This window comes from Coriobacteriaceae bacterium, assembly GCA_025992855.1.
Taxonomy (GTDB): domain Bacteria; phylum Actinomycetota; class Coriobacteriia; order Coriobacteriales; family Coriobacteriaceae; genus Collinsella.
Genome location: DAJPGB010000001.1, coordinates 738,062 through 762,927, shown reverse-complemented (window position 1 = coordinate 762,927; position 24,866 = coordinate 738,062). Strand labels below are relative to the sequence as shown.

Below are 24,866 nucleotides of genomic sequence, written 5' to 3'. Positions count from 1 at the left end.
TTTTGTCCTATAAGCCCGAATCCATGCGGTGTTGCCATAAAAGAAAAGCCCCCGTTGCCGGAGGCTTTCAAGTTCAATTGGTGCGGCGTATAGGATTCGAACCTATGACGTTCTGATTCGTAGTCAGACCCTCTATCCAGCTGAGGTAACGCCGCAGCGCAAGACATATAAAACCACTTTAGCTTATTGGAGTCAAGCGCAATCTCAAACTTTTTTATGAAACGCAGTTTTTATCATGCTGCTCCGCATACATCAGCGCTCCCCGTGCGATCGATTGGCTTTTCAATCACATCGAACCCTGCGCCAAGCTCCCCCAGGAGCGACCGCACCCGTTGGGCGCAGTCGTAGTCGGCAAACGAGATGCTCAGCATTCGAGCAACCTGGTTAGATGTCCGGACCCCATAGAAATGCTCAAGGGCAACAAGCCCCTCGTGCGCCACAAACGTCTCGATCACATGTGGCGACTCCTCATAGCACCATTGCGTCAATGGTCCCTCGCTCGTCTGCCGAACCACCAAGCCACCCATGCCAGACGGCTCGCACGTTACCAGCAGGTACTCGCCGTCCTCATCGCTCTCGAACATAACTACCCGTTCATCGAACAACTCCATTGCATCCCCTTTCTCTCGCTCTTATCTAGCAAAAGCATAGCAGGTAGATGGCTGTATACAGAACGTTTGTTCGTGTATTTTCTATTGAGCTGTCCGCACGACATGGTATTGGCCTGCGCACAAAATAGGGCGCCCCAGACAGGAGCGCCCCATCAAATCGCTTATGTAGCTTGCCTACGCGACCGGCTCGATCTTCTCGAGGCCGCCCATGTAGGGACGCAGAACCTCGGGGATCGTGATGGTGCCGTCGGCGTTCTGGTAGTTCTCCAGAATGGCGGCCATGGTGCGACCAGCCGGCAGACCGGAGCCGTTGAGGGTATGCAGATAGCGCGAACCCTTGAAGTTCTCGGGATCGCGATACTTGATGTTGGCGCGACGAGCCTGGAAGTCGCCGCAGTTGGAGCAGGAGCTGATCTCCTTGTAGGCGTTGTAGCTCGGCAGCCAAACCTCGATGTCATAGGTCTGACGGGCAGAGAAGCCCAGGTCGCCGGTGCACAGGCTAATCACGCGATACGGCAGGCCCAGCTGCTGCAGCAGGTACTCGGCCTCGGCGGTCATGCTCTCGAGCTCCTCGTCGGACTCCTCCGGCTTGGCGAACTTGACCATCTCGACCTTGTCGAACTCGTGCTGACGGATGATGCCGCGGGTGTCGCGACCAGCAGAGCCGGCCTCCTCGCGGAAGCAGGGGGTGAAGGCGGTGTAGCGGCGCGGCAGGGTATCGGCGTCCAGAACCTCACCGGCGTGCAGGTTGGTCAGCACGACCTCGGCGGTGGGGATCAGGAAGTTGTCGCCCGAGACGTGATAGGCATCGTCCTCGAACTTGGGCAGCTGGCCCGTACCAAACATGGTCTGACGCTTGACGACGATGGGCGGCCACCACTCCTTAAAGCCACGGCTGGTGTGCGTGTCCAGGAAGAAGTTGATGAGAGCGCGCTCCAGGCGGGCGCCGGCGCCACCGAGAACGGTGAAGCGGCTACCGGAGAGCTTGTTGCCGCGCTCGAAATCGAGGATGTCGAGGTCGGTGCCCAGGTCCCAGTGCGGCTTAAAGTCGAAGTCGAACTCGCGCGGGGTGCCCCAGCGGCGACGCTCGATGTTCTCGTCCTCGTCCTTGCCAAGCGGGGTGGCCTCGCACGGGATGTTGGGCAGGTGAGCCATAAAGTCGTACTGCTCCTGCTCGAGGGCGGTGCGGCGCTCGGCCAGACCGTCGATCTTCTCGTTGACGGCGCGCACGGCCTCCTTGGCGGCCTCGGCCTCGTCCTTCTTGCCCTCCTTCATCAGGGCACCGATCTTCTTGGACTCGGCGTTGCGCGTGGCCTGGAGCTCCTCGACCTCGGTGATGACGGCACGACGCTCGTCGTCGAGCTCAAAGAACTTCTCGCGGTCCCAAGACGTCTGGCGATTGGCCATGGCGGCGTCGATGGCATCGGGGTTCTCGCGAACAAACTTGATATCAAGCATTAGATCCTCCGGCGATATACATTCCGTTTAGGTTGCAACCTTGTACATGTATGGGCAAGTATATACTTATGAGCGTTTACGACCCAACTCAACTATGCAAGAAGGCACCCAATGGACGCAGTTTTTTCCTATTTGTTTGGCACCCGCACTGGTTTTGCCATCCTTTTCGCCGGCGGCATCCTGCTGTTTGCGATTCTTGCCTTTGTGATGGAGAAGCGCACCCATAAGATGTACGTCGACCGCGGACCCAAATCCGAGGACGAAGAAGACGGCTTCTGGGACTAACCTGCCAAAAAGGGACAGGTTTATTTTGGTCGGTTTTAACTGGGCAAATGCAAGCGCCCCGCAACTGGAGTTTGAGCCAGTTGCGGGGCGCTTTTTGCTAGAACGACAAAACCGCAGGGAAAACCCGCCAAAATAAACCTGTCCCTTTTTGGTCGGTTTTACTGGAGGGTGGCGTCGATGGCCTTGACCAGGGCGCTGCGCATGCCGGCATCCTCGAGCGCGACGACGCCCTTGATGGTGGCGCCACCAGGCGAGCACACGGCGTCCTTCATTGCGGCGGGATGCTGACCGGTTGCAAGCTGCAGCTTTGCCGTGCCCAGCACCATCTGGCTCACGATGCGATAGGCATCGGCGCGCGGAATACCGTGCTTGACGGCCGCATCGCCCAGGGCCTCGATCGCCATGGCGACAAATGCCGGGGCGCAGCCGCCCACGGTGCCGCCCACAAACAGCAGGCTCGAATCGAGCTCGACCACCGTACCGAGCTTGCCAAGCAGGCCGAGCACCGTGTCGCGCTGTTCATCACTAAGCGTAGAGGCCTTCTCGCAGGCAATGACGCCCTCACCCACCGATACCGGCGTGTTGGGCACCGTCGAGATATGCGCGACGCCCGGCAGGACCTGCTCCCACTTGGCGCTATCCCAGGTCCAGGCGACCGAAAGGACGACCTTGTCGGCAAGCGCACCCTTGAGCGGCGCGAAGACCTTCTCGATCATGTACGGCTTGACCGCAGCGACCACGATATCAGATGCGGCGACAACCTCTGCCGCATCATGGCAGGCGGTCATGCCGCGCGCCTCACAACGCTCAATCAGAGCGTCATAGCGGCCTGCGCAGGCGCACATGTCGCTCGCAGACACGCCGGTAGCAATCCAGCCATCGGCCATAGCGCTCGCCATATTGCCAAAACCGACAAACCCGATCTTCATATCACATAGTCCTCTCAGACACGTTCCTCAAAACGGAAGCTATTGTCCCATGCCATTGTTTCGTATTGCCGACCTATTTGTGATACGGCTCGCCACGGCTGATCTTGCAGGCGCGGTAAATCTGCTCCAGCAGCACCACGCGCGCCAGGTTGTGCGGCAAGGTAATGCGTCCAAAGCTGAGCATCTCGTCGGCACGGGCGCGCACGTCATCGCTCACGCCGTCCGAGCCGCCGATCACAAAGGCGATATCACTATTTCCTCGCAGCATAAGATCGTCGAGGCGTGCCGAGAGCTCCTCGCTCGAGCGCTCCTTGCCCTCGATGGCAAGCAGAATCACATGTGCCCTCGGCGGCAAGGCTGCAAGAATCGCCGCCCCTTCCTTGTCGCGCGCGGCATCCACGCCACCCGCCTTAGCCGGATCGATATCGGCCACCTCGCGCATATCCACCTTGGCATAGGCGCCCAGGCGCTTGGTGTACTCGGCGCAAGCATCCTTCCAAAAGCGCTCTTTGAGCTTGCCGACGCAAACTACGGTGTATTTCACGCGCGCCTACTCCTTCGACTCGTTCTGGACCTTGCCCGCTGCCAGCATCTGCTCGAACATCGAGGCCGACTGAGAAAAGTCGCTCGGCAGCACGACCGTCGAGTTTTTACCCGTACGGGCGAACTCCGTCATCATCTCGGCCCACTGCGTAAACATGAACAGCTGGTTGGCCTCGTCGTTGCCAACGCCCGTCTCCTGGATAATCTCGAGCGAATCCTTGATGCCCAGCGCAATGGCCTTGCGCTGGTTTGCAATGCCCTCGCCGGCTTTTTCCATGGCCTCGGCCTCGGCAGTCGCCTCGGTGACGCGCTTGATGCGGTCGGCTTCGGCAAGTTCCTGCGCCGCGGCGCGCTTGCGCTGGGCTGCGTTGATGTCGTTCATGGAGTTCTCGACCTCGGTCGGCAGCGCGATCTTGGTGATGAGCGTCGACACGAGGGTGAAGCCGTAGGCGGCCATCTGCTCGGAAACGGTTGCGTTGACGTCCTTGGCAATATCATCCTTCTTGGCAAAGACCTCGTCGAGCGTGTACACGGGGATCGAGGAGCGCAGGGCATCGGTGATGAAGTCGCGCATCTGGTCCACGGGCTCCTGCAGCATGTAATAACTCTTGTAAATGCCCGAATCCGCCGGACCCGCACCCATGTCGTAGCTCACGTGATACTGCGCGGAAACCTCGAGGCCGATGGTCACGTTGTCCTGGGTCTTAACGTCGATGCCAAAACCGTTTTTCATAGTGCGCAGGCTCACCGTGGCGGCCTTGCGGTCGATTACGGGCACCTTCAGGTGGAAACCCGCGTTGACGATGCGGTTGAACTTGCCCAAGCGCTCGATAATCACGGCATGTTGCTGCTCGACGACATAGCAGGCGTTGGGAAGCAGCAGCAACAGGATGATGATGGGGATCAAAAGACTGGTAAGGGCGGCGATGATACCGGAAAACAGCATGGCTTCTCCTCTATTGGGCATACATTGGCACTAGGATACCCGTCCGAGGTGACCGCGCAAAACAAAAAAGCTCCCATTGCTGGGAGCTCTTTCATTTACCTTGATTATCAACTTCATCCGAACACCTCCCACATTCATCCGTACATGTGCGGATGAATGTGGGAACCCGATACCCTGAGGGCCGGACCGGCCGGCCCCGGGAGATCGGAGGACGGCATGTCCGGAAAGAGGAAGAAGGGTCCCGAGAAGGCGGCCCCGAGGGCCTACGGCAGGCTCACCAGGCACGAGCGGGACACGGTCCAGAGGATGCTGGAGCGCAGGGCCTCGTGCAGGGAGATCGCGAGGGAGCTGGGCAGGTCGCCCTCGACGGTGAGCGCCGAGGTGGCGTCGCACAGGTTCGTGACGGCGCCGAAGGCCAGGCGCGGCGAGCGCGTGGACGGCTCGGCCGACCTGTCGGCGGCCTGCCCGCGCCTGGCCGCGTGGCCGCGCTGCTGCAACGGCTGCGGCCGCTACCGCGCGGTGGGCTGCAAGCGCCGCCCGCACGTCTTCTACGAGGCCCGCGCCGCGCAGCTGTGCGCCGACTCGGTGCTCGTCTCGTCCAGGCGCGGGATCGATGCCGACGAGCCGGCCGCGGCGGCCAGGCTGGAGGCCATAAGGGGCTGCCTGCGCCGGGGGCTGTCCCCCGAGCAGATGGCGGCGTGCAACGGCGGGCCGGTGGACCTGTCGCCGTCGACCATCTACCGCTGGGTCGCGGCGGGCTACGACGGCATGACCAACATGGAGCTCAGGCGCAAGGTCGGCTACAGGCCGAGGAGGCGCGCCGCCGGCCGGGCGGCCACGCGCCACTCCGCCCGCAGGTCGCACGCCGCGTTCCTCGCCCTCGGGGAGGACGCGTGCGCCGCGGCCTGGGAGATGGACACCGTCGAGGGCGCCAGGGAGGACTCGGCCTGCCTGCTCACGCTGCTCCACCGCCCCAGCAGGCTCCAGCTGGCGCTCCTGCTCGGGGAGAAGACCTCCGGGTGCGTCGCGGCCGCCCTGGAGGGCGTCCGGGCGGTCCTCGGCGCAGGCGGGACGCGCCGCGTGTTCCGCGCCGTGCTCACCGACAACGGCGCGGAGTTCTCCGACGAGGGCGCGATCGCGGCGCTCCTCGGCGAGGGGCCGGGCGAGACGAGGCTGTTCTACTGCGACCCCAGGCGCAGCGACCAGAAGGGCGCCTGCGAGCGAAACCACGTCGAGATAAGGAAGCTGCTTCCCAAGGGCGCGTGCCTCAGGTTCGACCGGCTCGCCCCGGCGGACCTGGCGCTGGCCATGTCGCACGTGAACTCCGAGCCCCGCGGCGCGCTCGGCTTCTCGACGCCCGCCCGCGCCTTCAGGGCGATGCTCGGCGGCGACGCGGCGGCGCTGCTGGACGCCTGCGGCGTGGAGGAGGTGCCCATCGGCGAACTCGACCTGACGCCGGGCCTCATCGAGAGGGCGCGCGCCGAGAGGGGCGATGCCCCGCTGGCCTAGTCTGAAGGCAAAACGGAATAGACGGACCGACCGTCCGGCTGAGTCTGGGAAGAGGTGCCGGGCGGAGGGCGGAGCATGGCCACCGGACCCATCGAAACACATCTCCACCGTTCCTTCAACTGGGAAAACGGCGCCCCCGGGGCCCGTGAGGGGCCTCGGGGGCGTTCGGCTAGCTGCGGGAACGGCCTATCCGCTCAATGTGTTCGGCTGAGATCGGAAATCAACCGCTCTTTCATTTAATGGTGCGGGCGAAAGGACGTCCGTGTATCCGCTTCGCGGATCCGCACCGGCTTCGGCCGCCTGCCGGCGTCCTCGCCAGCTCGCTAAAAACGCTCCGCGTTTTCTTTACGCTCGCTCCTTCGCAGGTTCAAGTCCCTGCGATGGGCCCATAACAAAAAAGCTCCCATTGCTGGGAGCTCTTTCATGTAATGGTGCGGGCGAAAGGACTTGAACCTTCATGGGGTTGCCCCCATACGGACCTGAACCGTACGCGTCTGCCAATTCCGCCACGCCCGCGTGCAGAAATTAGAATAACGGAGCGCCACCGCGAACGCAAGAACTATTTTTGAAAAAGTTTGCAGGCATTTTCCCAAGCGGCTTGCGCGATTGCTTCGGCATTCTCGCCGGTGCGGTCGACACGGTCGTTGACCAGCGCGTTTGCCGTAATGGAAATCATCGCAGGCTCACACTCAAGACCTCGAATTGGCTCTGGGGCCATGTACGGGCAATCCGTCTCGAACAAAATTCGATCGAGCGGGGTTGCCGCGAATGCCTCGCGCACGTCGTCGTTGCGCTTAAAGGTCGCCGCGCCACCATAAGCGATGTAGCAATCCAAATCCACAAAGCGCTCCATCGTGGCGCGGTCCTCGCCAAAGCAATGCAGCACACAGCCCGCCTGAGGCACGCCTACCTCGCGCAAAACGTTGTACGCGTCCACATGCGAGGTGCGTTCATGGTCCGTGTCCTCGTGACGCAGATGCAGCTCTACCGGCACATTGCGACGCACGGCAAGCTCGAGCTGGCGCGCCATGCAGTCGATCTGCACGTCGTGAGGCGCCGGCGCAACATCATCGTCATAGTCCATGTGGTAGTCCAGGCCGATCTCGCCGATACCGACGCATAAGGGGTCATCGAGCGCGGCCACAATCTGGGCATGGATGTCCTCGGTATAGTCGGGAGCACCATACGGATGCACGCCGGCAAGATACTTGATCTGCGAGATATCTTGCATCGGCAAAATCTCATGCGTCAGCCAGTTGCTATAGTCCGTCACGCTGCGTTTGTCGGCGATGGGATCGAAGACCGTCACCAACAGGTCAATGCCTGCGGCCTTGGCACGCACGAGCGTCTCGGGCACTTCCTTGCCCCAAAATGAAAGCAGGTGCGCATGCGTATCGGCAAGCGGCGCCAGCGGTACCGGACAAGCAACCGTTTTCTTTTTCTTGGTAAACGTCACGCGCTCGGCACTAAGCGTCATGGGAAAGCTCCTGAGCCAAGCGGACAAAATCGGCAACGTCAAGCGTCTCGGCGCGCGTGGTGGGCGCGATGCCGCAAGCCTCAAAGGCAGCATCGAGCACGTCCTTGGCAAAGCCATTGGCGCTCATGGAGTTGCGGATGGTTTTGCGACGCTGGGCAAATGCGGCGTCGATCACGCGGGCTACGAACTCGCGATCGAACCCCTCGGGCACCACGCCGTCAACGCGATCGATACGCACGACAGCCGAGTCCACGTGCGGCGCCGGCATAAAGCAGCGCGGCGGCACCTCAAAGCGCCCCGTCACCTGCGCATACAGCCCGAGCTTTGCCGTGTAGCCGCCATAGGTCTTGTTGCCAGGCGTCGCGGCAATACGGTCGGCGACTTCTTTTTGCACCATAACGACGGCACGCTTGAGCGCAGGCATCGTCTGGAAGAACTGCAGGATGATCGTCGCCGCAACGTTATAGGGCAGATTTGCGACAAACACCGTGGGCTCGCCACCGGCCGCCTGCTCAATCTGCTCCGGCGTCACCTTAAGCGCATCGCCCATGATAAAGCGGAAGTTGGCATAGTCGGCAGCGTGGGCATCGAGCACCGGCTCGAGCTCGGGGTCGGCCTCGATCGACGTGACGCACGCCGCCTCTTGCAGCAGGGCCAACGTCAGCGTGCCGCAACCCGGGCCGACCTCGAGCACGCGCTCATCGCCCGCAAGCTCAGCGAGCTCGCAAATGCGCTCAATCACATGGTTGTCGATCAGGAAGTTTTGGCCCAGGCGATGCTTGGTCGCAAGGCCAAACTCCTCCAGCAGCTCCCTGGTTGCCGTGGGGTTTGCCAAAGGCGAAGTTGTCATGGTTGCCTCCTTAACATGGTGGCTGCATCGTAAAGCAAAAGGGCATGGACCGTTGCGGCCATGCCCTTACATCTAAACAGCAAATTGCCGATATGGCGCGCAGCGGCTTAGCCCAGACGCGGGAACAGCGGCTCGCCCTTCTCGACGGGCTGACCACCGGCAAGCAGGCCCCAAGCGCAAATGCCCTTGAGGTCGTCGCTCGCGGCCTCGTCCTCGCAGGACAGGCGACGCAGGGCCTCGGCAGAAGTCTGGGGCATGAGCGGCATCAGCAGGTGAGCGGCAATGCGGATGGCCTCGAGCAGGTTGTAGATCACAAATGCCAGCTCGTCAGCCTTGGCCTCGTCCTTGGCAAGCGCCCAAGGCTCGGAGTCCTCGATGTAGTGGTTGGCAGCGTGGATGAGCTCCATGACCTCGTCCTTAGCTCCACCGTAATCGAGCACGTCCATCTTGGCCATGTAGCGATCGACCAGGCCATCGGCAATCTTTGCCAGCGGGTTGTCGAACGCATCGAACGATGCGGGCTTGGCGGGCGCGCAACCGTCAAAGTACTTGCCGCTCATGTTGAGCGAACGCGAGATAAGGTTGCCCCAGCTGTTGGCCAGGTCGGCGTTGTAGACCTGCTCCATACGATCGAAGCTGATGGCGCCGTCGGTGCCGGGGACCACGTCGGTCATAAAGTAATAGCGGTAGCCCTCGACGCCCAGCATGTCGATAACATCCTGCGGAGCGATGGCGTTGCCGCGGCTCTTGGACATCTTCTCGGCCTTACCGGTCTCGGCATTGCGCACGGTCAGGAAGCCGTGGGCAAAGACGTGCTCGGGCAGGGCCTCGCCGATGGCCATGAGCATCGCGGGCCAAATGACGCAGTGGAAGCGGATGATGTCCTTACCCACGATGTGGAACTGCGCGGGCCAGCGATAGGCCAGCTCGGCACGGGCCTCGTCGGTGTCGACACCGTAGCCGACGGCCGTCATATAGTTGAGCAACGCATCGAACCACACGTAGGTCACGTGACCCTCGTCAAACGGGACCTGAATGCCCCAGTCAAAGCTCGTACGGCTCACGGAAAGGTCGTTAAGGCCGCCCTCGACAAAGCTGCGTACCTCGTTCATACGGAACGCAGGCTCGACAAAGTCGGGGTGCTCGTCATAGAGCTTGAGAAGCTTGTCCTGGAAGGCGGAAAGCTTAAAGAAGTAGGACTCCTCCTGCACGCGCTCAAGCGGACGGTGGCAGTCGGGGCACAGGTGCTGGCCGACGCTGCCGTACTCCTCGTCGCCCTTCTGGACCTGCGTATCAGTGAAGTAGGTCTCGTCAGGCACGCAATACCAACCGTCGTAGCTGCCCTTATACAGATAGCCGGACTCCTTCATGCGCTCCCACAGGTACTGCACGGCATGATGCTGGCGCGGCTCGGTGGTGCGGATGAAGTCGTCGTTGGAGATCTCGAGCTTGCTCCAAAGCTCCTTGAAGTGCGGGGCCTGGCTATCGGTCCACTCCTGCGGCGTCATGCCATGCTTGGCTGCGGCCTCGGCGACCTTCTCGCCATGCTCGTCCATGCCGGTCAGGAACTTGACGTTATAGCCGGCGGAACGGCGATAGCGAGCCTGAACGTCGGCGATGATGGTGGAATAAGCCGTGCCCAGGTGCGGATCGGCGTTGACGTAGTAGATGGGCGTCGTGATAAAGAACGAAGGCTTGCTTTGATCCATGGGGTTTGTCCTCCAGAAAAACGTTGCATACAGAGGATGATTCTAGCGCAAGGGCTGGATATCCTCCATCTATTGCATATCGAGCACCATGGCATAGACATCGCGCTTGCGGCGCGAATACTTCTGAGACAGGCGCTTGGCCACCGCAGACGCGGGCTCCCCCTCCTCGAGCGCGGCGCGGATATCCTCGCGCAGGGCCTCGTCGGGATCCGCTGCCGTGGCGCCGACCGGCACGATACCGGCCTCCTCATCCTCGCTCGGCGGCGCGATGACCAGCGCGATCTCGCCCTTTACCTCGCCGCGAGCGCGCAGTTCCTCGGCAAGCTGGGCAGCGAGCCCGCGCAAGACCTCCTCGTGCAGCTTGGTGAGTTCGCGGCAGACGGCAACCTCACGCTGGGGAAAGACCTCCGCCACGGCCTCGAGCGTCGCCACGATGCGATGTGGAGACTCGTAGAAGATGAGTGCGCCGGGCACCACGGCAAGGCGCTGCAAACGGCGCACACGGTCGCCGTGCTTTCGGCCCAAAAAGCCCTCGAAGAAAAAATGCTCGCAGGGAATGCCGGACGAAACAAGCGCCGTGACGCAAGCAGAGGGCCCGGGAATAACTTCGACGGGTACATCGGCCTCACGCGCCGCCTCGACCAGCGCCTGGCCGGGATCGGACACGCTCGGCATGCCGGCGTCCGAGGCAAAGGCGAGGGTCTCCCCCGCCAGCAGACGGTCGACCAGGCCGGCAGCGCGGCTAGCGATCACATTCTCGTCGCAACGGACAAGCGGCTTGGAAATGCCCAGGTGCATCAGCAGCTTTGACGTCACACGCGTGTCTTCGCAGCAAATGGCATCGGCGGCGGCAAAGGCCTCGCCAACGCGCGGGGACAGGTCGCCTAGGTTGCCGATGGGCGTGCCGACCACATAGAGTTTGCCCGTATGGGCGCTGTTTTGCGTCATATCAACCTATTCAATCATGCCGCGCTCGAGCGTACCGAGCGCCGTGCGGGCGTCCCATGCTGCAATGCGCTTCTCGGTCTTCCACGTTTGGAAGAACCAACCGGCAGCCGGCGCAAACGAAGCCAGCTGGTTGGCGATAAACACGCGCTCGTAGGCATTGCGGCCCTCGGGCGTAACCGACGAGTTGGCAAAGATCGCCGCGCCCGACCATTCGCCCACCAGCACGGGGAACCCAGTCGAAATCGCCTCTTTAAGCTCGCGCTTGTTACGCGAAATCGCCGTCGTCAGCCCGCGGGGGCTCGTGATGTCGAGCGCATACTCGTCGCGGTAATGGTACAGGTGAAGGTCCATGTAGACGTTCTTGTACTTGGCGCCGCGCATAAAATGCTTCCACTCGCTGGGATGCCCCGACGACGAGAAGACGACGATCTTATCCTCGGGCATATACGAACGGACGAGCTCGTAGGCATCGCGATAGAAATTGCGCAGGTAGTGAGCAGGAATGCCATCCGTCATGGTGAAGAGGCTCTTGCGAACGCTCATCTGCGGCGTGTCCAGCAGCTCAATGCCCAGCAGGCTCTCGGCCTCGCCATAGCGATCGGCCAAGCGCTCGAGCACGTCGAGTGCGACATGACGGCCGTTGGTGGACGAATGCCACTCGGCGACAGCCTCCGGCGTGGTGGGCGAATCGTTGGAATCGCCCTGGCCACCGGGCACGGTTGCCAGATCGAGCAGCACGCGGATATCGTACTTGGCAGCCCACTCAATCGCGCGGTCGATGTAATCGACAACCGATATGTAGGAGGCATCGGACTCCTGTGAGCCAAAGGCATACCAGGGCACCGGCAGACGCACGGCATTGAGACCGATCTGCGCCATGCGGCGAAAATCGTCCTCGCTCACAAACGTCTCGTAATGACGACGCATGCGCTCGTTGTAAGCGGCGGTACCCATGGCCTCCTGCAGCTCGGCTGCGTTGGATGCGCCGGTCGCCGCGTACAGCGACGGGGTCACCCAAGGCTCGGGAATAAACCAGCCAGAGAGATTAACGCCGAGTATCCTCTCCATCACTGCCCCCTTCGGATCATGCAGGTCGAACCCGCATCGTATTGCATAGGATAAGTATCGTTTTGAGTATACCCGCGTGTGCGGACAGGCGACCGAACGGTCTGCAAAGTGACGCGAAAGTGGGAGGAATGTCTGGGGCGGGCGGGCTCGGAATGGTGCGACGAGGTGTGTACGCGCGCCGGAGGCAGGCACCGGAAAGTGTGTCCCGTTCTGAGCCCTTATTCTGGGACGCAGTTTCCGCAGAACCCTACATAAAAGAAAAGGACCCCTTTGCAGAGGTCCTAGTCAATTCAAGGTGGCGGGGAAGGGAATCGCGTCCGCGCGCTGCGCGGACGGACCGCTGCGGCGCTTACGCGCCTTGCGAGCTGCGCTGGCAAACGCTTACGCGTTTACTCAGCTCCGCGCCCTCACGGGGTTCGATTCCATGTGGGGGCTGCATAAAAGAAAAGGACCCCTTTGCAGAGGTCCTAGTCAATTCAAGGTGGCGGGGAAGGGAATCGAACCCCTGACACGAGGATTTTCAGTCCTCTGCTCTACCAACTGAGCTACCCAGCCATTTGAGGTGTGCCTTGTTTCAAGGCTTGATTAGTATAACCAAGGACGCGTTCCGGTCAACCGAGAATTTTAAAAAAGTTTTTGAGCACAGCCTCGGTTCTATAAATCGGCACGTCAGAGACATCAGCCGGCAGCAAGAAGTTTTTCGCTCAGAGCCGCACGGGCAAACTCACTTGGCGTCATCCCCTCGGCAGCCGCCCGTCGACGAATGGCCTCCTTCATTCCCAGAGGAATCTTGACCGACAACGTTGCCGTCCCCTCACCTGAGAGCGGGGGCCGTCCATGCACGATCCCACCAACGGTATGTTCGCCATCCGGAAACTCTCCGCGCTCGTACGACTCGCACCACGCGTCAATCATTTCATCCGTTACAACCTGACCATTAGCGGCCGTATACGTCTTGCCCATCATCGACCCCTTTGCCGAGCCTGTTCAATCTCCTGCCAAAATTTCTTCTGGACTGGAGACAAGGCATGAATGATAAGCCACCCACGGAGAAGCTCGACCGCGACAAGCTCCACGCTTCGTCCGTCTGGGAGCCATCCAATCGCAAGCCATCTCGGCGGCTCGTCCTTCGACTCGCGACGAATGCACTCAGTAACCGCAAGCCAAGCGCTAAGCACCTGCTGTTCTGTCAGGTGCTTTTTAGCGTTGGGATGGATCTCAACATCCATGCATCTTCTCCTCCATCTTACCCAATTTCGTATGACGAAAGTCCGCTGTCGCCAATTCTTAAGCCGGCACGCGTTGGAGAGCAGGGGTCGAAACAATGATTGAAGGACGCTCTAGTACGGCCCAGGCGCCGGGGCAGGAGCACATACGCCAGGGACGTACGTTTTCGTAGCATACGAGGACATAGCCACGTGCATCGATAAAGGCGATGTCGATGGGATAGGCCATAAAACACGTGTGGACCGAAGAGCAGCGTGGAAACGCCATGACGAGCGGCAGGCCGTTGGCGGCAACCGGACGCCGTCCCAGCATGCCGCGCAGGCGCACGACAAACGACTCCGCCACCGCAAACTCGGCCGGCGTCCAACCCAGCCTATTGAGTGCCCGCGCGTAGGCGATGTAGGACGAGACCGCGGTCACATGACCACCCCCGGGCGCCATGGATCGACCGTCACCGCGCGCTCGTGCGACAACGTTGTCGGCGCCCCCAGCGGAACGCCAGCGATGCTGAGAGAAGTCGGCCACGGCTCATAGTGCATGGTGCAGGTGTAGGTCCTAAACGTACCGGATAGGGAGAGCAGGCCACCATCCGATGCCTCCGCGCCTTGCTCGCTCGACACTTCGATCTGCAAGTCATAGCCTTCCATGGCATTCAGAATTTGAGTCTGGACCGTCGCCGAGGCATCGACAGAGCTTTCGTCGCCCTCCCCCTCCGACGCCACGGCGTGCGCCAACACGATGTCGGGCACCACGCGGTCGAAGCGCGCGACAGCGCTGGCATAGATCATGACGTTGTACACGATGAGTGCCAGCACCAGCAAAACGGGCGTAACCACTGCCATCTCCACCGTCGCTTGGGCGCGCTCCTCGCGCAGACGCATGCGGATACTCATTACGACCCACCGCCCAGAGCGCCAACCAGCGTGGCGACATCGACGGTGAGCGGGATGGAGCCGCCGCCGGGCAGAGGAATCTCCGCAAGCGTGAACGTCGTGCCGCTGATGGTGCGTTCGACTTGATATTCCAACGCCTCGCAAAGCGCCTTGGGATCGGTCACGCCCAACGGAATACTTCGCAGCTTGTCTTGCGCTTGAGAGAAACCAGCAATGTCAGACCCCGGGCTCTTAATGACGTTGGCGGAATCGGTCAGCACTGGCTTTCGCAGGCGCAAGTCGCACGGTTCCAGACCCAGCGCCGCCACGGACGCCGAAACGGTATCGCCGAGCCACGATGCGATGGAGCCCAACGCGCCGCTGCCCCCTCCTAGGCCTTTAATCATCTCGCCCATAAGTTCGTCGGCCGAACCTTGGATATCACCGTATCCCACAAGCAGCCGTCCCCAAACATCCATGACGCCGTCGAGCACACCGGCAACGCCGCCCGAGCGTTCCTTCAATGTCGAGAAAAATCGCGAAAGCACGTTGTTTTGCGCCGTCGCCTCATCGGGCGCCAGCACCGCGGCAGAGATGGCACCGCGATCGCCAAGCCTGACTGCCGTGTTAAACGAAGAGTTGAGTTCATCGGGGCTCGAGATGGCACCCGAAACCGCAAAGGCAACCACGCCGTTGCGACCGGGCGGAGCGATACGCGGACGCTCGCCCGAAAGCGCTTTAATGGCCTGGTCAAACGCATTGCCCGCACGGTCGGCTTCGTCCTCGGTCTGACGCTCGAGCTCGAGCTCCTTGTTGCGACAGTCGACGTAGTCCTCCAGGGCGTCTTTAAACTTGTCAAAGTGATACTCGAAGCCGTTTTCGATAGAGGTTGAAGGCGCCGCAACGGCACCAAGCGACAAAACGCCAAAATGGCATTTGCTGCATTTATCCTGTCCATCGTAATCGGCAACCGAAGCAAATCCGCTCGGCGTCCCTTTCTTATAGTTAGGGCAGGTCGTCCCGTAATGCAGATACGCCTTGTCATCGTTCACGCTAGTCGGCCACACCGCATCGGTATAGAGTTCCGTCGCCCGAACCTCATCAGAGTTGCGCGGCAGCAGCGGAATATAGGAGGAGACCCTGTCTCCGTTCTCGGTTATATGTGCCCGATCGACCTCCGCGCTCGCATAGGTATAAAACGCCTTACGCGCCGCAGACTCTGCCTTCATCTCGACACTCGAGCCGTGGGGCTTCTCATTTGTCAGACGCCAATGGTAGTAGTCCTTCGCGCGATCAAGGGCAACTTGGGGCTCCCACGTAACGCTCGATGAGTAATGCGGATTTTGAACACCGGAGAGATCCGTTAGGCTTTTCGCACGCTCCCACATACACGAGTACTTGCCAATCGAACTCTCGTCCGACCCGCCACAATCCGCCAGCCAAGCACGCTCTTTAGCCTTCGCCGTGTCCTCAGAAGCCTTCCGCAGCTCCTCGGCCGCACCCTCTAAATCATCTGATGTGTCTTTAATGGTATCGGTCGAGATCTCTGATCCTTTGAGCGCAGCGAAGTCAGACTCGGATGTCCTGGGCACGGCAAGCGCCGTACCGGTATAGGTCACACTATCGGTATCCTGCGCCGACACCGCCTGCGTGGCACGCGCGGCGATCAGATACGGCAGGGCCGTCTCGATTTTCTGTAAGCCTTCCGATGCGCTTTTGGCAAACTTGTTGCGCGTTTTAATGATCTCAATCCCGGTGTCGACCATATTGCCGGCAACCGGCTCGGCACCCGGGATGAGGATGGCGACCAGGCCCGTCCCGATCGTGGCAAACCCCGCCAGCCCCAGACTCAAGATGCTCGCATCAACCACCGTGGCAGCCGTGTGATAGGACGACACTACGTTGGCACCCGCCAGCGCGCCGCTATCAGCCGCCACCTGGGTATCCCCGGCACGCGACATGCTCCATATCGCCGCGGTCGACGAAAACAACAATGTGAGCACCACTAGGATGACCACCGCAGAGGAGAGCGTGGTGTAGGCACCGTCTTCGATAAACAGGTCGATACCGGCTCGACCCATAAAGCCGCCTCGTTTGCGGAGAGCGCCTGGTCGACGGCGGGCCGCAAACCCTTGCGCCACCCGCAACAGGCAGCGCCTAATCCCATGCAGCAATCCACGAATCATAATCTCCCTCCAGCCATTCGGGACGCGATTGATACGAGACATCGACCTTGAGCTCAACGTAGCCGCCCTCGGCGGTACCACCCATAGCCTGCGCAAACGCACCGATCACAGGCAACGGCTTGACCTCGCCGGAAACGGACACGGACGAGACGCCACCCGCACCGGCCCGGCCAAGCTCGATATCCCACGACAACGGCCCGCCGGCATGAAAGATCGAAACGTTGGGCACTGCGGCAAGTCGGCGGCGGGTGAACTCCTTAAGATCGTCGTCCTCCGCCGTCGTCGTGGTCATGAGCCGCGCGGTCTCGGCGGCGGCAGACTCCATGACCGCGCGCGTATAGAGCAGGCACACCGGTTGCAGCGCGAGGAGGATGAGTGTCAGAAACGTCGGCAGCAAAAAAGCGGCCTCGACCGTAGACTGCGCCCGGTCCTCGCGCGCGGCATCAATACAACGCGATGTCCTTAGCGGCCGCAGCGGCGTCGATAACCGACGTCGAGGCAACGCCATGGGATGCCGCCCGCTCAACCAGCGCCGCCAAGCGCCCATCGGTGCCGGCACGCCAAAGTCCCGCGATCGCCAGCACGATCGATAACAGCGCCACCGTGACGATGGCGTATTCGACCGTCGCCTGGGCAGATTCCTCACGCAGGACATCATGCATTTCACGATCCCTCCTTTGAGTCCGTTGCCTGCGGGCTCAGGCGCACGGCGCGCAGACGACACGAAGCATCGCCAGCATCCGCGGCAATTGTCACCATATCGACCCAGCCGCGTTCGTCGCGCACGATGGCGCCCCACACGTTTCCCTTGATGTCGAGATAGCCGCTCAGAGCAAGTTGCGCCGTGGGTACCTCGCGATAGGCACGCAGCATATCCGCCGCCGCTTCGGTCATCGGTCGGTCCTCGGACCATGCAAGCCGGACCGCAATCGCGTTGCCCTCAGGCGAATCCGTCGCAGTGCCAGACCGCTTGTCGAGCGTCCGCAGAAAGGTTTGCGCCGTGACAGCGACATCCGAATCGTCCGCATCTCGCATCTCATCTTTTTGAGACGCCACCGCCGAATCTGAGCCCAAATCGGAGGCGGTCCCAGGACGCTGCTGCCGCGCGGCGTTAAGCCCCCAAAGCACCGCCGCTATCGCCACGGTCAGGCAAGCAAACACCAGCAGCACCCCGATGGGGCGCTCGCCCTCTACAGGCTGTTGATGCCCTCGCTGATAGCGTTCCATAGATCTTGGACCTTGCCCTTAAATGCGACGATGGCGATAATCGCGATCACCACGAGCACGCCGACCAAGATGGCATACTCGGTGGTACCCTGTGCACTCTCCTCCTGCAATAGTTCCTTGGCGCGCTGACGAACATGTGCCGCCCGGCAAAACGCCCAGCCCTGGACCTTGCCAGCAGCGTCAGTCATCGTGTTCATGTATTCCTCCCTACATCATCCCGCCTGCTCCCAGCAGCGGGCCCAATATGGACAGAAGCAACGCCGGCAAGATGAGCGTGCCGGTGGGAATCAGCAGCTTGACGGGTGCACGCTCGATCTCGCGCTCGACCGCGGCGCGATGAGCCGCACGGATCTCGCGACTTTGAGCGGCCAGCGTCTCGGCAAGTGGGGCACCCAGGGCGAGCGCCTGCCCCACCGTGATGGCAAAGGTCTCGAGCGCTCGCACGTCCAGGTCGCGCGCGGCGGCCAACAACTCGTCCTCACGCGTGCCCACGCCCACCTGCCACGCCATGCAGGCGCGCTCAAGGCGAAGAGCCAGCACTGACCGGCGGTTGGCGCAGAAAATCTCAAGCGCCGCATCAAACGAAAGACCGGCCGAAAGACCCAAGCGCACAACATCGATCATCTCGGACACTTCGCCGAGCGACACTCGCGCCGGGCCGCCCGCTCCAACCGCGCCCTTCACTCGCGCGGTCAGAGCATCGACCACCGAGCGACCCGCGGCAGCGACCAGCACCGCCTCGCGCTTGCAGGCCCCTGCGATCTTGCGTGCATCCGCCCGATTCAAACCCGTCGCGACAAATACACTCAGGGCGCACAGGCAAGCCGCAACTGCAACCGGGGCGCTCATAGCTCCACCCGCATAATGCGCCGGATAACCACCAGGGCAACGGCGTTGAGGGCAAGACCCAGCACCACAGCGCCCGCGCCGGCAGGCGTCGCAAGACCGCGACGAAAATCTGCCGAAAGCAGCGCCAACACCGCGCACATGCCCGCCGGCATCGCCGCGACCATATGCGCAGACATGCGAGCCTGCGACGTCTTAACATCCAGGCGGCGCTTGAGCTCAATGCGCTCCCCCACCATGCTCGACGCCTCGGACAGTAAGTCGGCAAGCGGAGCGCCGGTGCGCTGAGACACCTTAAGCGCCAAGGTCACAAGCGAAAGACCGGGGGCGTCGATACGCACGAGCAAGTCATCGAGCGCGTCGGTCGCCGAGATGCCGCAATCGATCGCCGCCGCCACCCGCAAAAACTCGGTATGCACTGGCTCTTGCGCATGAGCGCCCACAAAGCGCATGCCCTGAGCCAGCGAATGTCCCGAGGCAAGCGACATGGAAAGTGCGGTAAACGCCTCGGGCATTGCCTCTTCTGCATCGTGTTGCTCGCGCCGGCTCTCAAAGCCATCCCGAGCGGCACCAACGGCAAACGGAGCAACAAGTCCCAAGGCAAATCCGAGGGGCGATAACGACACCATCGTTAGTAAAACGCAGCAGACACCGCTCGATAGCAGCAGAAACGCCAAACGTCCCGAAGCATCTTCGATCACGAGGCCAAGGCGATGCGCCGGAGCCAGCGATGCCCACGAACGGGCGATCTTTTTCAGCAGATCGTTTTCCACCAGCTCACGCGGCAGCTTCTCTGCCACCGTCTCGAGCGCCTGACGTGCCAGCTCCGCCGGCGGTACCTGCGGCACACGAGGTTCCGCCCCGCACGCCGTCGCGACAGAAAGCCCTGCCAAGCCCCCTACGACGAGGGGCACAGTGATCTCCATTCGTCCACCTCCTCTTGTGTGAGCGTCCCCGACCGCAGGCCTTCTGCGATAAACGGCGGCTCGCGGTCAAGCGTCCAGGTGCGCTCGGCGGCATCGAACGTCACATAGCGCTCGAGCTCTACACCGCCCGATGCGGCGCGTCGCACCCCCGAATACGAGGAGACGAAGCGCCTGCCATCGGCGTGGCGCTCGGACATCACGATACCGTCGAGTGCCATGGCAATCTGCTCCTCGATGAGCTCGCTCGGCAGATCGATGCCATAACGTGCAAGCAACGTCAGACGCACCACGGTCTCCTGTTCTGAACCCGCATGAAGCGTGGTGAGCGACCCGTCGTGGCCCGTGTTCATGGCCTGCAACATGTCGCAGCACTCGGCACCGCGCACCTCGCCCACCACGATGCGGTCGGGGCGCATGCGCAGGGCATTAGTCACTAGGTCGCGGATCGTCACCGCACCCTCACCCTCAATTGAAGCCTCGCGCGCCTCTAGGCGCACCACGTGCGGATGATGCGCAAACTTGAGCTCGGCAGAGTCCTCGATCGTCACGATGCGCTCGCCGGTGGAAATCTCGCATGACAACGCATTGAGCAGGGTGGTCTTACCAGATCCCGTGCCTCCCGCAACCGCCAGGTCCTGTCGCAGCGACACCGCGCACGACAGCAGCTGCGCATACCAAAGCGGCAGCGACCCCAGCCCCACAAGCTCGTCCAGCGAGCAGATGCGGTCCGAGAACTTTCGGATGGTGAGAATCGGTCCGTCAATCGCCACAGGCGGAATCACCGCGTTGACGCGATAGCCCGTTTTGAGGCGGGCGTTGACGATGGGGCTGCGCTCGTCGATACGGCGGCCAAGTGGCGAGATGATGCGGTCGATAAGCACACGGATCTGCTCATCATCCTCAAACGCATGCTCGATGGGGTACAAGACGCCACCGCGTTCAAAGAAAGCCGAGCGGCAGCCGTTGATCATGATCTCGGTAACGGTGTCGTCCTCGATGAGCGGCTGCAACGGCCCCAAGCCCACTACGTCATCCAAAATCTCGTCGATGATGGTCTCGCGCTCGGTCGTCGCGAGATCGGTCGGCTCCTCAACATTGAGCGCCGCCTCCACCGCGGGACGCAATTCCGAGCGGGCAAGTGCCGGGTCGATATAGGCGCTGATACGCGCCACTTCGTCGTAACCCATGCGGTCCATCACTGCGCGCTTGGTACGTCGTTTCACCGCGCGGCGACGCCCCGCATCTATAGGCGCTGCCGCCGCTGCAGCGCCGGCAGCCTTAATCCTTGTTTGCAGGCTCATCGCTGATCACCCTCGCGCGACCAGGGAAGGCGGATACGCGGGCGTTCGGTGCGCGTTGCACGGTCGGCGACCATATCGCTCCAAGGGCCGACGGCACACCCCAGTTCCACGAGCATCTCGCGCGTGGCCTCGCGTACGCTGGTCGCAAAAGCACTGGTCTGCCCCACTGCCTCGTCAGCGCGCCCAAACGCCATGAGCGCGGCGAGATCCTGCCCGCCATCGGCGATACGAATCTTGGAGCTCAACGCGCAGGCAATCTCAAAGCGCATGGCGACGTCCTCGTCTGCCCCGCGCGCACCGAACCGGTTGAACACGGCGCTCATGCGCGTGCGCGGCACACCTACTCGACTTGCCAGTTCAATGACGCGCGACGCCGATGTCGCGGACGACACCGCCGCATCGCCAACGACCAGGCAACGGTCGCTCGCCGCCACCGCAGCCGCCACGGCGTCGCCCCAAAAGACCGAGGTATCGATAAAGACCACGTCGGATTCGCGACGCAGGACATCAAGCAGTAGCTCCACCGGACGCGCCATGAGCTCGGCTTGCTCGGGCGCCGCGACGGGACCCCAGAGCGTAACGCCCGGCGCCACGCGCATCGATGCGGCCACGATATCCGGCTCGGCGAGCGTGCCCGCCGCCGACGGCTCGATAAGTGCCGCCATATCGCGCGGAGCATCGACGCCTAACAAGTCGTAAAGGTTTCCAAACATCAGGTCCAGGTCGAGCACGGCGGCACGCAAGCCCAACAGCGACGATGTGTGTGCCATGGTGGCAACGATCGTCGACTTGCCGCAACCGCCCGAACCCGAAATGGCGCAGATGACCGGAGCTCGATGCTGCGGAGCGGCAGCGTCTGCCGGCGGCATCGGAGGCGGCGGAGCGGGCGTCGGTGACAGCGTCCCCGTCTCCCCCGCCGCAACCACACGCTGCGTCCAAGCCGGCATGACAGCTTGTTCGGTCTGCGAGGCAGGCTCGTTCTGAGCAATCTGCTCATGCTGCATCAGCGACAACTCGCCGCACCTGGCAAAGCCCTCAACTTCGTCGAGTTCATCCGCCAGATTCACGCCGTGCACGTATCCCAAATCTACAGCCGGGGAGTCGCCAGCATGCTGCGCCGGCCCTCCAGCGTCATCGCATACAAGGGGGTTCCGGGGGCGCCGACCATGCTCGGCTTCCGCTTTTCCATAATCATCAACACGCGGGCCTCTTGTAGCGCGAGGCGCCCCGGGTTCCCTATCAACAAAAGCATCGGGCTCAATCGTCATGCGCCGATCGGAATCAACCGCTCCCTCGCCCGCGCGCCCGTTGCCGCATATACTGTGTGCAGCGATGACCTCGGTCGCCCCCGCGCGAAACAGCCCCTCGATATCCGACGGATCGAGCGCTTCTATCAACACGACCACGCGACTCACGCGGCCTTCGGCCGTCAGGCGCGCAACAGTCTTGCGCACATCTTCGGTATCAAACAGAGACGCCGCGATGATGGCAGCCCCGCGGCGCGACGGAAACGCCCGCGCCATGGAAACCAGCCCGTCCAGGTCACCCACGCGAAGCACCTGTGCACCCACATCACGGCCCTCGACTTCCCGCTGCAACAGCCCGTAATCGCCGCACGCGCAGCACGCAAGCCAGATCGCCTTCATCACTCGTCGCCTCCGCTCTTTTTGCCGCGCGCCGTGGCGGGAATCGTCAAGCTGACCGTTCCCTTGCCCGAGGCTCCCAGCAGTTCCTTGACGTCTTCGGGGTCAGCCGCCAGCGTCACCCATTCGATCTTGCCCTCGCGCGTGGCACCGGAATCCTCACTGGTATCGATCACGTGCGCGCCGCACAGCCGATCGGTCACGCCGTCCTTTTGCACGTACACGTCCACGTAGCTGCCCACGCCCGTGGCACCGCCGACCGAGTGCTCGGCATCGACCGCCACCGAAACGGCAACCTTGCCCTTAGGCACCTCGAGCTTGCGGCTCTCGGCCTTGGTGTAGACATTGCAGATCACGGCGTTTTTGGGAATACGCGAAGTCGTCACGTCGCCGCGCACCTGGCGCAGCTCGGTCGCTGCGTCACGCGGCAGCAGGCTCGTCAGCCATTCCTGGGTTATGACATTGGTCTCATCGAGGGTCTCGCCCACATCGATATCGCGCGCCGCGACGCAAACCTCGACGCGATCGCCACCGTACTTGGCCAAGGTCTCAGCCTGGACCTGTTCGGCTTGCGAGCGGATCGACGAGCCGTAAACCATGCAGAGCAGAGCAGCGAGCACGCTCGCGACCAGACTGATGGCGATGCGCTTGCTCTTGTTCACGGCCGCTCCTCTCATGGCAGTGCCGGGCGAATGCCCGTACCACCATTGTCTGAGCGGTCAGAGTGCAAAGCAGCGCAATCGCAATCTTGGTTTTCGATGTCAAACCAATCGCTGACAAAAAGCTGACCAGCCCGTCAAGCTCGTGGCAAGGTTTTGGTCAGCACGTCAGCAAACTGTATGTTTCGAAGCTTTTCCGCAGCAAAAAAGCCGTCTCCCGAACAGTTGGGAGACGGCTGTCATAGGAAAAATCAATTACAGATGGACATCGGGATCGAGCATTTGAGCGCTCACGCGCATGGATGACGCCAGGTTTTGGAACGTTTCCAGACGCAGGCTATCGATCTGCCCGGCGTCCTCGGCCTCGCGAACGGCGCAGCCCGGCTCATGGGTATGCGTGCAATCGCCAAACCGGCACGCGCGCGATGCCTCGACAATCTCGGGGAAAGCGCGCGCCAGACCCCGCTCGTGACCCACGAGCGGCAGGCTGCGCAGGCCCGGGGCATCGGCGATCACGCCGGCGTCGCCCGGCAGTGCCACCATCACGCGCGCGACGGTAGTGTGACGGCCCTGATCGTCGCGTTCGCGCACACCGCCGGTCGCCAACGTATCGTGGCCCAGCAGCGCATTGAGCAGCGTCGACTTGCCGGCACCCGACTCGCCCAGAATCATGGTGCAGCTCCCGGCGGGCACGCAGGCACGGACCTCGTCCAGGCCGCGGCCCTCGGCAGAGGACGTCACGATCACGCGCACGTCCGGACCCACCAGGCGGCGCACGCGGTCCAGATCGCGCTCGAGTTCCTCGGCATCGCAGCGGTCAGCTTTGGTGAGTACCACCACCGGTTCGGCATCGCAGTCGAGCGCCAACACCAGCGAGCGCGCCACGCGGTCGAGCAGCACCTCGCCGGCACCGAGCGCCTGCACGATTAGCACGCTATCCACGTTGGAGCAGAGCACCTGACGCTCCCCGCGGGCACGGCCGCGCCAACGCTCAAAGCTCGTACGGCGCGGCAGCACGCACTCAATCACGCCCATATCGTGCCCGGGAGCGCGGCGCACCGCCACACGATCGCCCACGGCAGGCAGCAGGACCTCGTCTTCGCCGCGTGACTTGGCAAACCCCACAGCATGCTCGGCACGAAACGTGTCATCGGCAGTCGCCACCAGTGGAAACCCGCGATCCAAGCGCACCACGGCGCCAAGCTGCATCTGCTCGGGCTCCTCGACATGCGCGCAGAAATCATCAAAGGCAGCCTGCTGGGCTTCATCGACCGGCAGGTCATCAAACGCCGGAACGTCCCGCAGCGCGTCAAGCCCCGGTACACTTGCCAGCAACTCCTCAGCAGATGCGGGAGCCTCGGTCGCGAGCTTCCGACGACGATCACGCTTAGCCCGCGCCCCCGTCGTCTTTTTCTTCGCTTTAGCCTTAGCCTTGCCCACAAGCGCCTCCCAGCACCATAAATCACAACTGAGCAGGTATTTTAAATCAAAAAGAGCTAGCCGGGCAAAGCCCGACCAGCTCACAAACTTTCCCTCAGCCCTTTTCATCCGCACGGGAGAAAAACCAGCAAGGATACCGCAGGGCCCGCCCGCCGGGAGGGGTTTCCTAAGGGCACATCCTTTATTCAAAACGAGCGGCCGAGCAA

General features: G+C 62.1%; 26 protein-coding genes and 3 tRNA genes. 2 read left to right on the top strand and 27 right to left on the bottom strand.

Going from position 1 to position 24,866, the window contains the following annotated elements; all coding sequences use genetic code 11:
* Nucleotides 1-78: 78 nt before the first annotated feature.
* The 3 genes from OIL88_03180 to serS form a co-directional block, all read right to left on the bottom strand.
* A tRNA-Arg gene (locus OIL88_03180) sits at nt 79-155 on the bottom strand.
* Between the two features lie 78 nt (nt 156-233).
* Complete coding sequence (locus tag OIL88_03175) at nt 234-611, bottom strand: hypothetical protein (GenBank protein ID HJI71375.1); 378 nt, start codon at nt 609-611, stop codon at nt 234-236.
* A 174-nt stretch (nt 612-785) separates the two neighbouring features.
* A complete protein-coding gene (gene serS / locus OIL88_03170) occupies nt 786-2,069 on the bottom strand; it encodes a serine--tRNA ligase (protein HJI71374.1) in 1,284 nt (427 codons plus the stop codon).
* Nucleotides 2,070-2,180: 111 nt separating this feature from the next.
* Here serS and OIL88_03165 point away from each other — a divergent pair, with 111 nt between their 5' ends.
* Nucleotides 2,181-2,354: a hypothetical protein gene (locus tag OIL88_03165; protein ID HJI71373.1), complete on the top strand. Its 174-nt coding sequence runs from the start codon at nt 2,181-2,183 to the stop codon at nt 2,352-2,354.
* Between the two features lie 158 nt (nt 2,355-2,512).
* Here the strand turns inward: OIL88_03165 and proC are convergent, their stop codons facing one another.
* From proC to OIL88_03150, 3 genes are all read right to left on the bottom strand, one after another.
* Nucleotides 2,513-3,283 (bottom strand): pyrroline-5-carboxylate reductase, encoded by a 771-nt coding sequence (gene proC / locus OIL88_03160; GenBank protein ID HJI71372.1) that lies wholly within the window; start codon nt 3,281-3,283, stop codon nt 2,513-2,515.
* Nucleotides 3,284-3,356: 73 nt separating this feature from the next.
* Nucleotides 3,357-3,827: a 23S rRNA (pseudouridine(1915)-N(3))-methyltransferase RlmH gene (gene rlmH / locus OIL88_03155; protein HJI71371.1), complete on the bottom strand. Its 471-nt coding sequence runs from the start codon at nt 3,825-3,827 to the stop codon at nt 3,357-3,359.
* A 6-nt stretch (nt 3,828-3,833) separates the two neighbouring features.
* Entirely contained in the window at nt 3,834-4,772 is a 939-nt protein-coding gene (locus OIL88_03150) for an SPFH domain-containing protein (protein HJI71370.1), read from the bottom strand.
* Nucleotides 4,773-4,988: 216 nt separating this feature from the next.
* On the opposite strand from OIL88_03150, the gene OIL88_03145 reads away from it, so the two are divergent.
* Nucleotides 4,989-6,281 carry an IS30 family transposase gene (locus OIL88_03145; protein HJI71369.1) on the top strand — a complete coding sequence of 431 codons (1,293 nt, stop codon included), beginning with the start codon at nt 4,989-4,991 and terminating at the stop codon, nt 6,279-6,281.
* A gap of 429 nt (nt 6,282-6,710) precedes the next feature.
* Here the strand turns inward: OIL88_03145 and OIL88_03140 are convergent.
* From OIL88_03140 to rsgA, 21 genes are all read right to left on the bottom strand, one after another.
* A tRNA-Leu gene (locus tag OIL88_03140) sits at nt 6,711-6,797 on the bottom strand.
* A 43-nt stretch (nt 6,798-6,840) separates the two neighbouring features.
* Complete coding sequence (locus tag OIL88_03135; GenBank protein HJI71368.1) at nt 6,841-7,758, bottom strand: TatD family hydrolase; 918 nt, start codon at nt 7,756-7,758, stop codon at nt 6,841-6,843.
* Complete coding sequence (rsmA, locus tag OIL88_03130) at nt 7,748-8,608, bottom strand: 16S rRNA (adenine(1518)-N(6)/adenine(1519)-N(6))-dimethyltransferase RsmA (protein ID HJI71367.1); 861 nt, start codon at nt 8,606-8,608, stop codon at nt 7,748-7,750. Before rsmA ends, OIL88_03135 begins: the two co-directional genes overlap by 11 nt.
* Before the next feature lie 107 nt (nt 8,609-8,715).
* Entirely contained in the window at nt 8,716-10,317 is a 1,602-nt protein-coding gene (gene metG, locus OIL88_03125; protein HJI71366.1) for a methionine--tRNA ligase, read from the bottom strand.
* A 69-nt stretch (nt 10,318-10,386) separates the two neighbouring features.
* Nucleotides 10,387-11,265 carry a 16S rRNA (cytidine(1402)-2'-O)-methyltransferase gene (gene rsmI, locus OIL88_03120; protein HJI71365.1) on the bottom strand — a complete coding sequence of 293 codons (879 nt, stop codon included), beginning with the start codon at nt 11,263-11,265 and terminating at the stop codon, nt 10,387-10,389.
* A gap of 6 nt (nt 11,266-11,271) precedes the next feature.
* Nucleotides 11,272-12,333, bottom strand: a complete 1,062-nt coding sequence (locus OIL88_03115; GenBank protein HJI71364.1) for a cellulase family glycosylhydrolase — start codon at nt 12,331-12,333, stop codon at nt 11,272-11,274.
* Nucleotides 12,334-12,815: 482 nt separating this feature from the next.
* Nucleotides 12,816-12,888, bottom strand: a tRNA-Phe gene (locus OIL88_03110).
* Between the two features lie 123 nt (nt 12,889-13,011).
* On the bottom strand, nt 13,012-13,296 hold the full coding sequence (locus tag OIL88_03105; protein HJI71363.1) for a ribbon-helix-helix domain-containing protein: 285 nt from the start codon (nt 13,294-13,296) through the stop codon (nt 13,012-13,014).
* A gap of 324 nt (nt 13,297-13,620) precedes the next feature.
* The gene (locus OIL88_03100; protein ID HJI71362.1) at nt 13,621-13,980 is read right to left on the bottom strand and encodes a DUF192 domain-containing protein; all 360 of its coding nucleotides are present in this window, start codon (nt 13,978-13,980) and stop codon (nt 13,621-13,623) included.
* The gene (locus OIL88_03095; GenBank protein ID HJI71361.1) at nt 13,977-14,453 is read right to left on the bottom strand and encodes a hypothetical protein; all 477 of its coding nucleotides are present in this window, start codon (nt 14,451-14,453) and stop codon (nt 13,977-13,979) included. Before OIL88_03095 ends, OIL88_03100 begins: the two co-directional genes overlap by 4 nt.
* Complete coding sequence (locus tag OIL88_03090; protein HJI71360.1) at nt 14,453-16,513, bottom strand: hypothetical protein; 2,061 nt, start codon at nt 16,511-16,513, stop codon at nt 14,453-14,455. Before OIL88_03090 ends, OIL88_03095 begins: the two co-directional genes overlap by 1 nt.
* A 76-nt stretch (nt 16,514-16,589) precedes the next feature.
* A complete protein-coding gene (locus tag OIL88_03085; protein ID HJI71359.1) occupies nt 16,590-17,126 on the bottom strand; it encodes a pilus assembly protein in 537 nt (178 codons plus the stop codon).
* Complete coding sequence (locus OIL88_03080; protein HJI71358.1) at nt 17,062-17,280, bottom strand: hypothetical protein; 219 nt, start codon at nt 17,278-17,280, stop codon at nt 17,062-17,064. Before OIL88_03080 ends, OIL88_03085 begins: the two co-directional genes overlap by 65 nt.
* A 1-nt stretch (nt 17,281) precedes the next feature.
* The gene (locus tag OIL88_03075; GenBank protein ID HJI71357.1) at nt 17,282-17,845 is read right to left on the bottom strand and encodes a hypothetical protein; all 564 of its coding nucleotides are present in this window, start codon (nt 17,843-17,845) and stop codon (nt 17,282-17,284) included.
* The gene (locus OIL88_03070) at nt 17,809-18,042 is read right to left on the bottom strand and encodes a hypothetical protein (protein ID HJI71356.1); all 234 of its coding nucleotides are present in this window, start codon (nt 18,040-18,042) and stop codon (nt 17,809-17,811) included. The genes OIL88_03075 and OIL88_03070 overlap by 37 nt, the downstream gene beginning before the upstream one ends.
* A 10-nt stretch (nt 18,043-18,052) precedes the next feature.
* Nucleotides 18,053-18,694 carry a type II secretion system F family protein gene (locus tag OIL88_03065; protein ID HJI71355.1) on the bottom strand — a complete coding sequence of 214 codons (642 nt, stop codon included), beginning with the start codon at nt 18,692-18,694 and terminating at the stop codon, nt 18,053-18,055.
* Complete coding sequence (locus OIL88_03060) at nt 18,691-19,617, bottom strand: type II secretion system F family protein (GenBank protein HJI71354.1); 927 nt, start codon at nt 19,615-19,617, stop codon at nt 18,691-18,693. Before OIL88_03060 ends, OIL88_03065 begins: the two co-directional genes overlap by 4 nt.
* Nucleotides 19,590-20,918: a CpaF family protein gene (locus tag OIL88_03055; protein HJI71353.1), complete on the bottom strand. Its 1,329-nt coding sequence runs from the start codon at nt 20,916-20,918 to the stop codon at nt 19,590-19,592. The genes OIL88_03060 and OIL88_03055 overlap by 28 nt, the downstream gene beginning before the upstream one ends.
* Nucleotides 20,915-22,564 (bottom strand): P-loop NTPase, encoded by a 1,650-nt coding sequence (locus OIL88_03050; GenBank protein ID HJI71352.1) that lies wholly within the window; start codon nt 22,562-22,564, stop codon nt 20,915-20,917. The genes OIL88_03055 and OIL88_03050 overlap by 4 nt, the downstream gene beginning before the upstream one ends.
* Nucleotides 22,564-23,223 carry a Flp pilus assembly protein CpaB gene (gene cpaB / locus OIL88_03045; GenBank protein ID HJI71351.1) on the bottom strand — a complete coding sequence of 220 codons (660 nt, stop codon included), beginning with the start codon at nt 23,221-23,223 and terminating at the stop codon, nt 22,564-22,566. Before cpaB ends, OIL88_03050 begins: the two co-directional genes overlap by 1 nt.
* A gap of 252 nt (nt 23,224-23,475) precedes the next feature.
* Nucleotides 23,476-24,555, bottom strand: a complete 1,080-nt coding sequence (gene rsgA, locus OIL88_03040; GenBank protein ID HJI71350.1) for a ribosome small subunit-dependent GTPase A — start codon at nt 24,553-24,555, stop codon at nt 23,476-23,478.
* Nucleotides 24,556-24,866 lie beyond the last annotated feature (311 nt).

Coding starts and splice junctions, on each gene's coding strand:
- serS (HJI71374.1), bottom strand. CDS start 2,069: ATGCTTGATATCAAGTTTGTTCGCGAGAACCCCGATGCCATCGACGCC.
- proC (HJI71372.1), bottom strand. CDS start 3,283: ATGAAGATCGGGTTTGTCGGTTTTGGCAATATGGCGAGCGCTATGGCC.
- OIL88_03175 (HJI71375.1), bottom strand. CDS start 611: ATGGAGTTGTTCGATGAACGGGTAGTTATGTTCGAGAGCGATGAGGAC.
- OIL88_03105 (HJI71363.1), bottom strand. CDS start 13,296: ATGGGCAAGACGTATACGGCCGCTAATGGTCAGGTTGTAACGGATGAA.
- OIL88_03085 (HJI71359.1), bottom strand. CDS start 17,126: ATGGCGTTGCCTCGACGTCGGTTATCGACGCCGCTGCGGCCGCTAAGG.
- rsmA (HJI71367.1), bottom strand. CDS start 8,608: ATGACAACTTCGCCTTTGGCAAACCCCACGGCAACCAGGGAGCTGCTG.
- metG (HJI71366.1), bottom strand. CDS start 10,317: ATGGATCAAAGCAAGCCTTCGTTCTTTATCACGACGCCCATCTACTAC.
- OIL88_03150 (HJI71370.1), bottom strand. CDS start 4,772: ATGCTGTTTTCCGGTATCATCGCCGCCCTTACCAGTCTTTTGATCCCC.
- OIL88_03080 (HJI71358.1), bottom strand. CDS start 17,280: ATGCATGATGTCCTGCGTGAGGAATCTGCCCAGGCGACGGTCGAATAC.
- OIL88_03165 (HJI71373.1), top strand. CDS start 2,181: ATGGACGCAGTTTTTTCCTATTTGTTTGGCACCCGCACTGGTTTTGCC.
- OIL88_03065 (HJI71355.1), bottom strand. CDS start 18,694: ATGAGCGCCCCGGTTGCAGTTGCGGCTTGCCTGTGCGCCCTGAGTGTA.
- OIL88_03075 (HJI71357.1), bottom strand. CDS start 17,845: ATGGAACGCTATCAGCGAGGGCATCAACAGCCTGTAGAGGGCGAGCGC.
- OIL88_03070 (HJI71356.1), bottom strand. CDS start 18,042: ATGAACACGATGACTGACGCTGCTGGCAAGGTCCAGGGCTGGGCGTTT.
- OIL88_03090 (HJI71360.1), bottom strand. CDS start 16,513: ATGGGTCGAGCCGGTATCGACCTGTTTATCGAAGACGGTGCCTACACC.
- OIL88_03115 (HJI71364.1), bottom strand. CDS start 12,333: ATGGAGAGGATACTCGGCGTTAATCTCTCTGGCTGGTTTATTCCCGAG.
- OIL88_03135 (HJI71368.1), bottom strand. CDS start 7,758: ATGACGCTTAGTGCCGAGCGCGTGACGTTTACCAAGAAAAAGAAAACG.
- OIL88_03060 (HJI71354.1), bottom strand. CDS start 19,617: ATGGAGATCACTGTGCCCCTCGTCGTAGGGGGCTTGGCAGGGCTTTCT.
- OIL88_03050 (HJI71352.1), bottom strand. CDS start 22,564: ATGAAGGCGATCTGGCTTGCGTGCTGCGCGTGCGGCGATTACGGGCTG.
- rsmI (HJI71365.1), bottom strand. CDS start 11,265: ATGACGCAAAACAGCGCCCATACGGGCAAACTCTATGTGGTCGGCACG.
- OIL88_03055 (HJI71353.1), bottom strand. CDS start 20,918: ATGAGCCTGCAAACAAGGATTAAGGCTGCCGGCGCTGCAGCGGCGGCA.
- OIL88_03145 (HJI71369.1), top strand. CDS start 4,989: ATGTCCGGAAAGAGGAAGAAGGGTCCCGAGAAGGCGGCCCCGAGGGCC.
- OIL88_03095 (HJI71361.1), bottom strand. CDS start 14,453: ATGAGTATCCGCATGCGTCTGCGCGAGGAGCGCGCCCAAGCGACGGTG.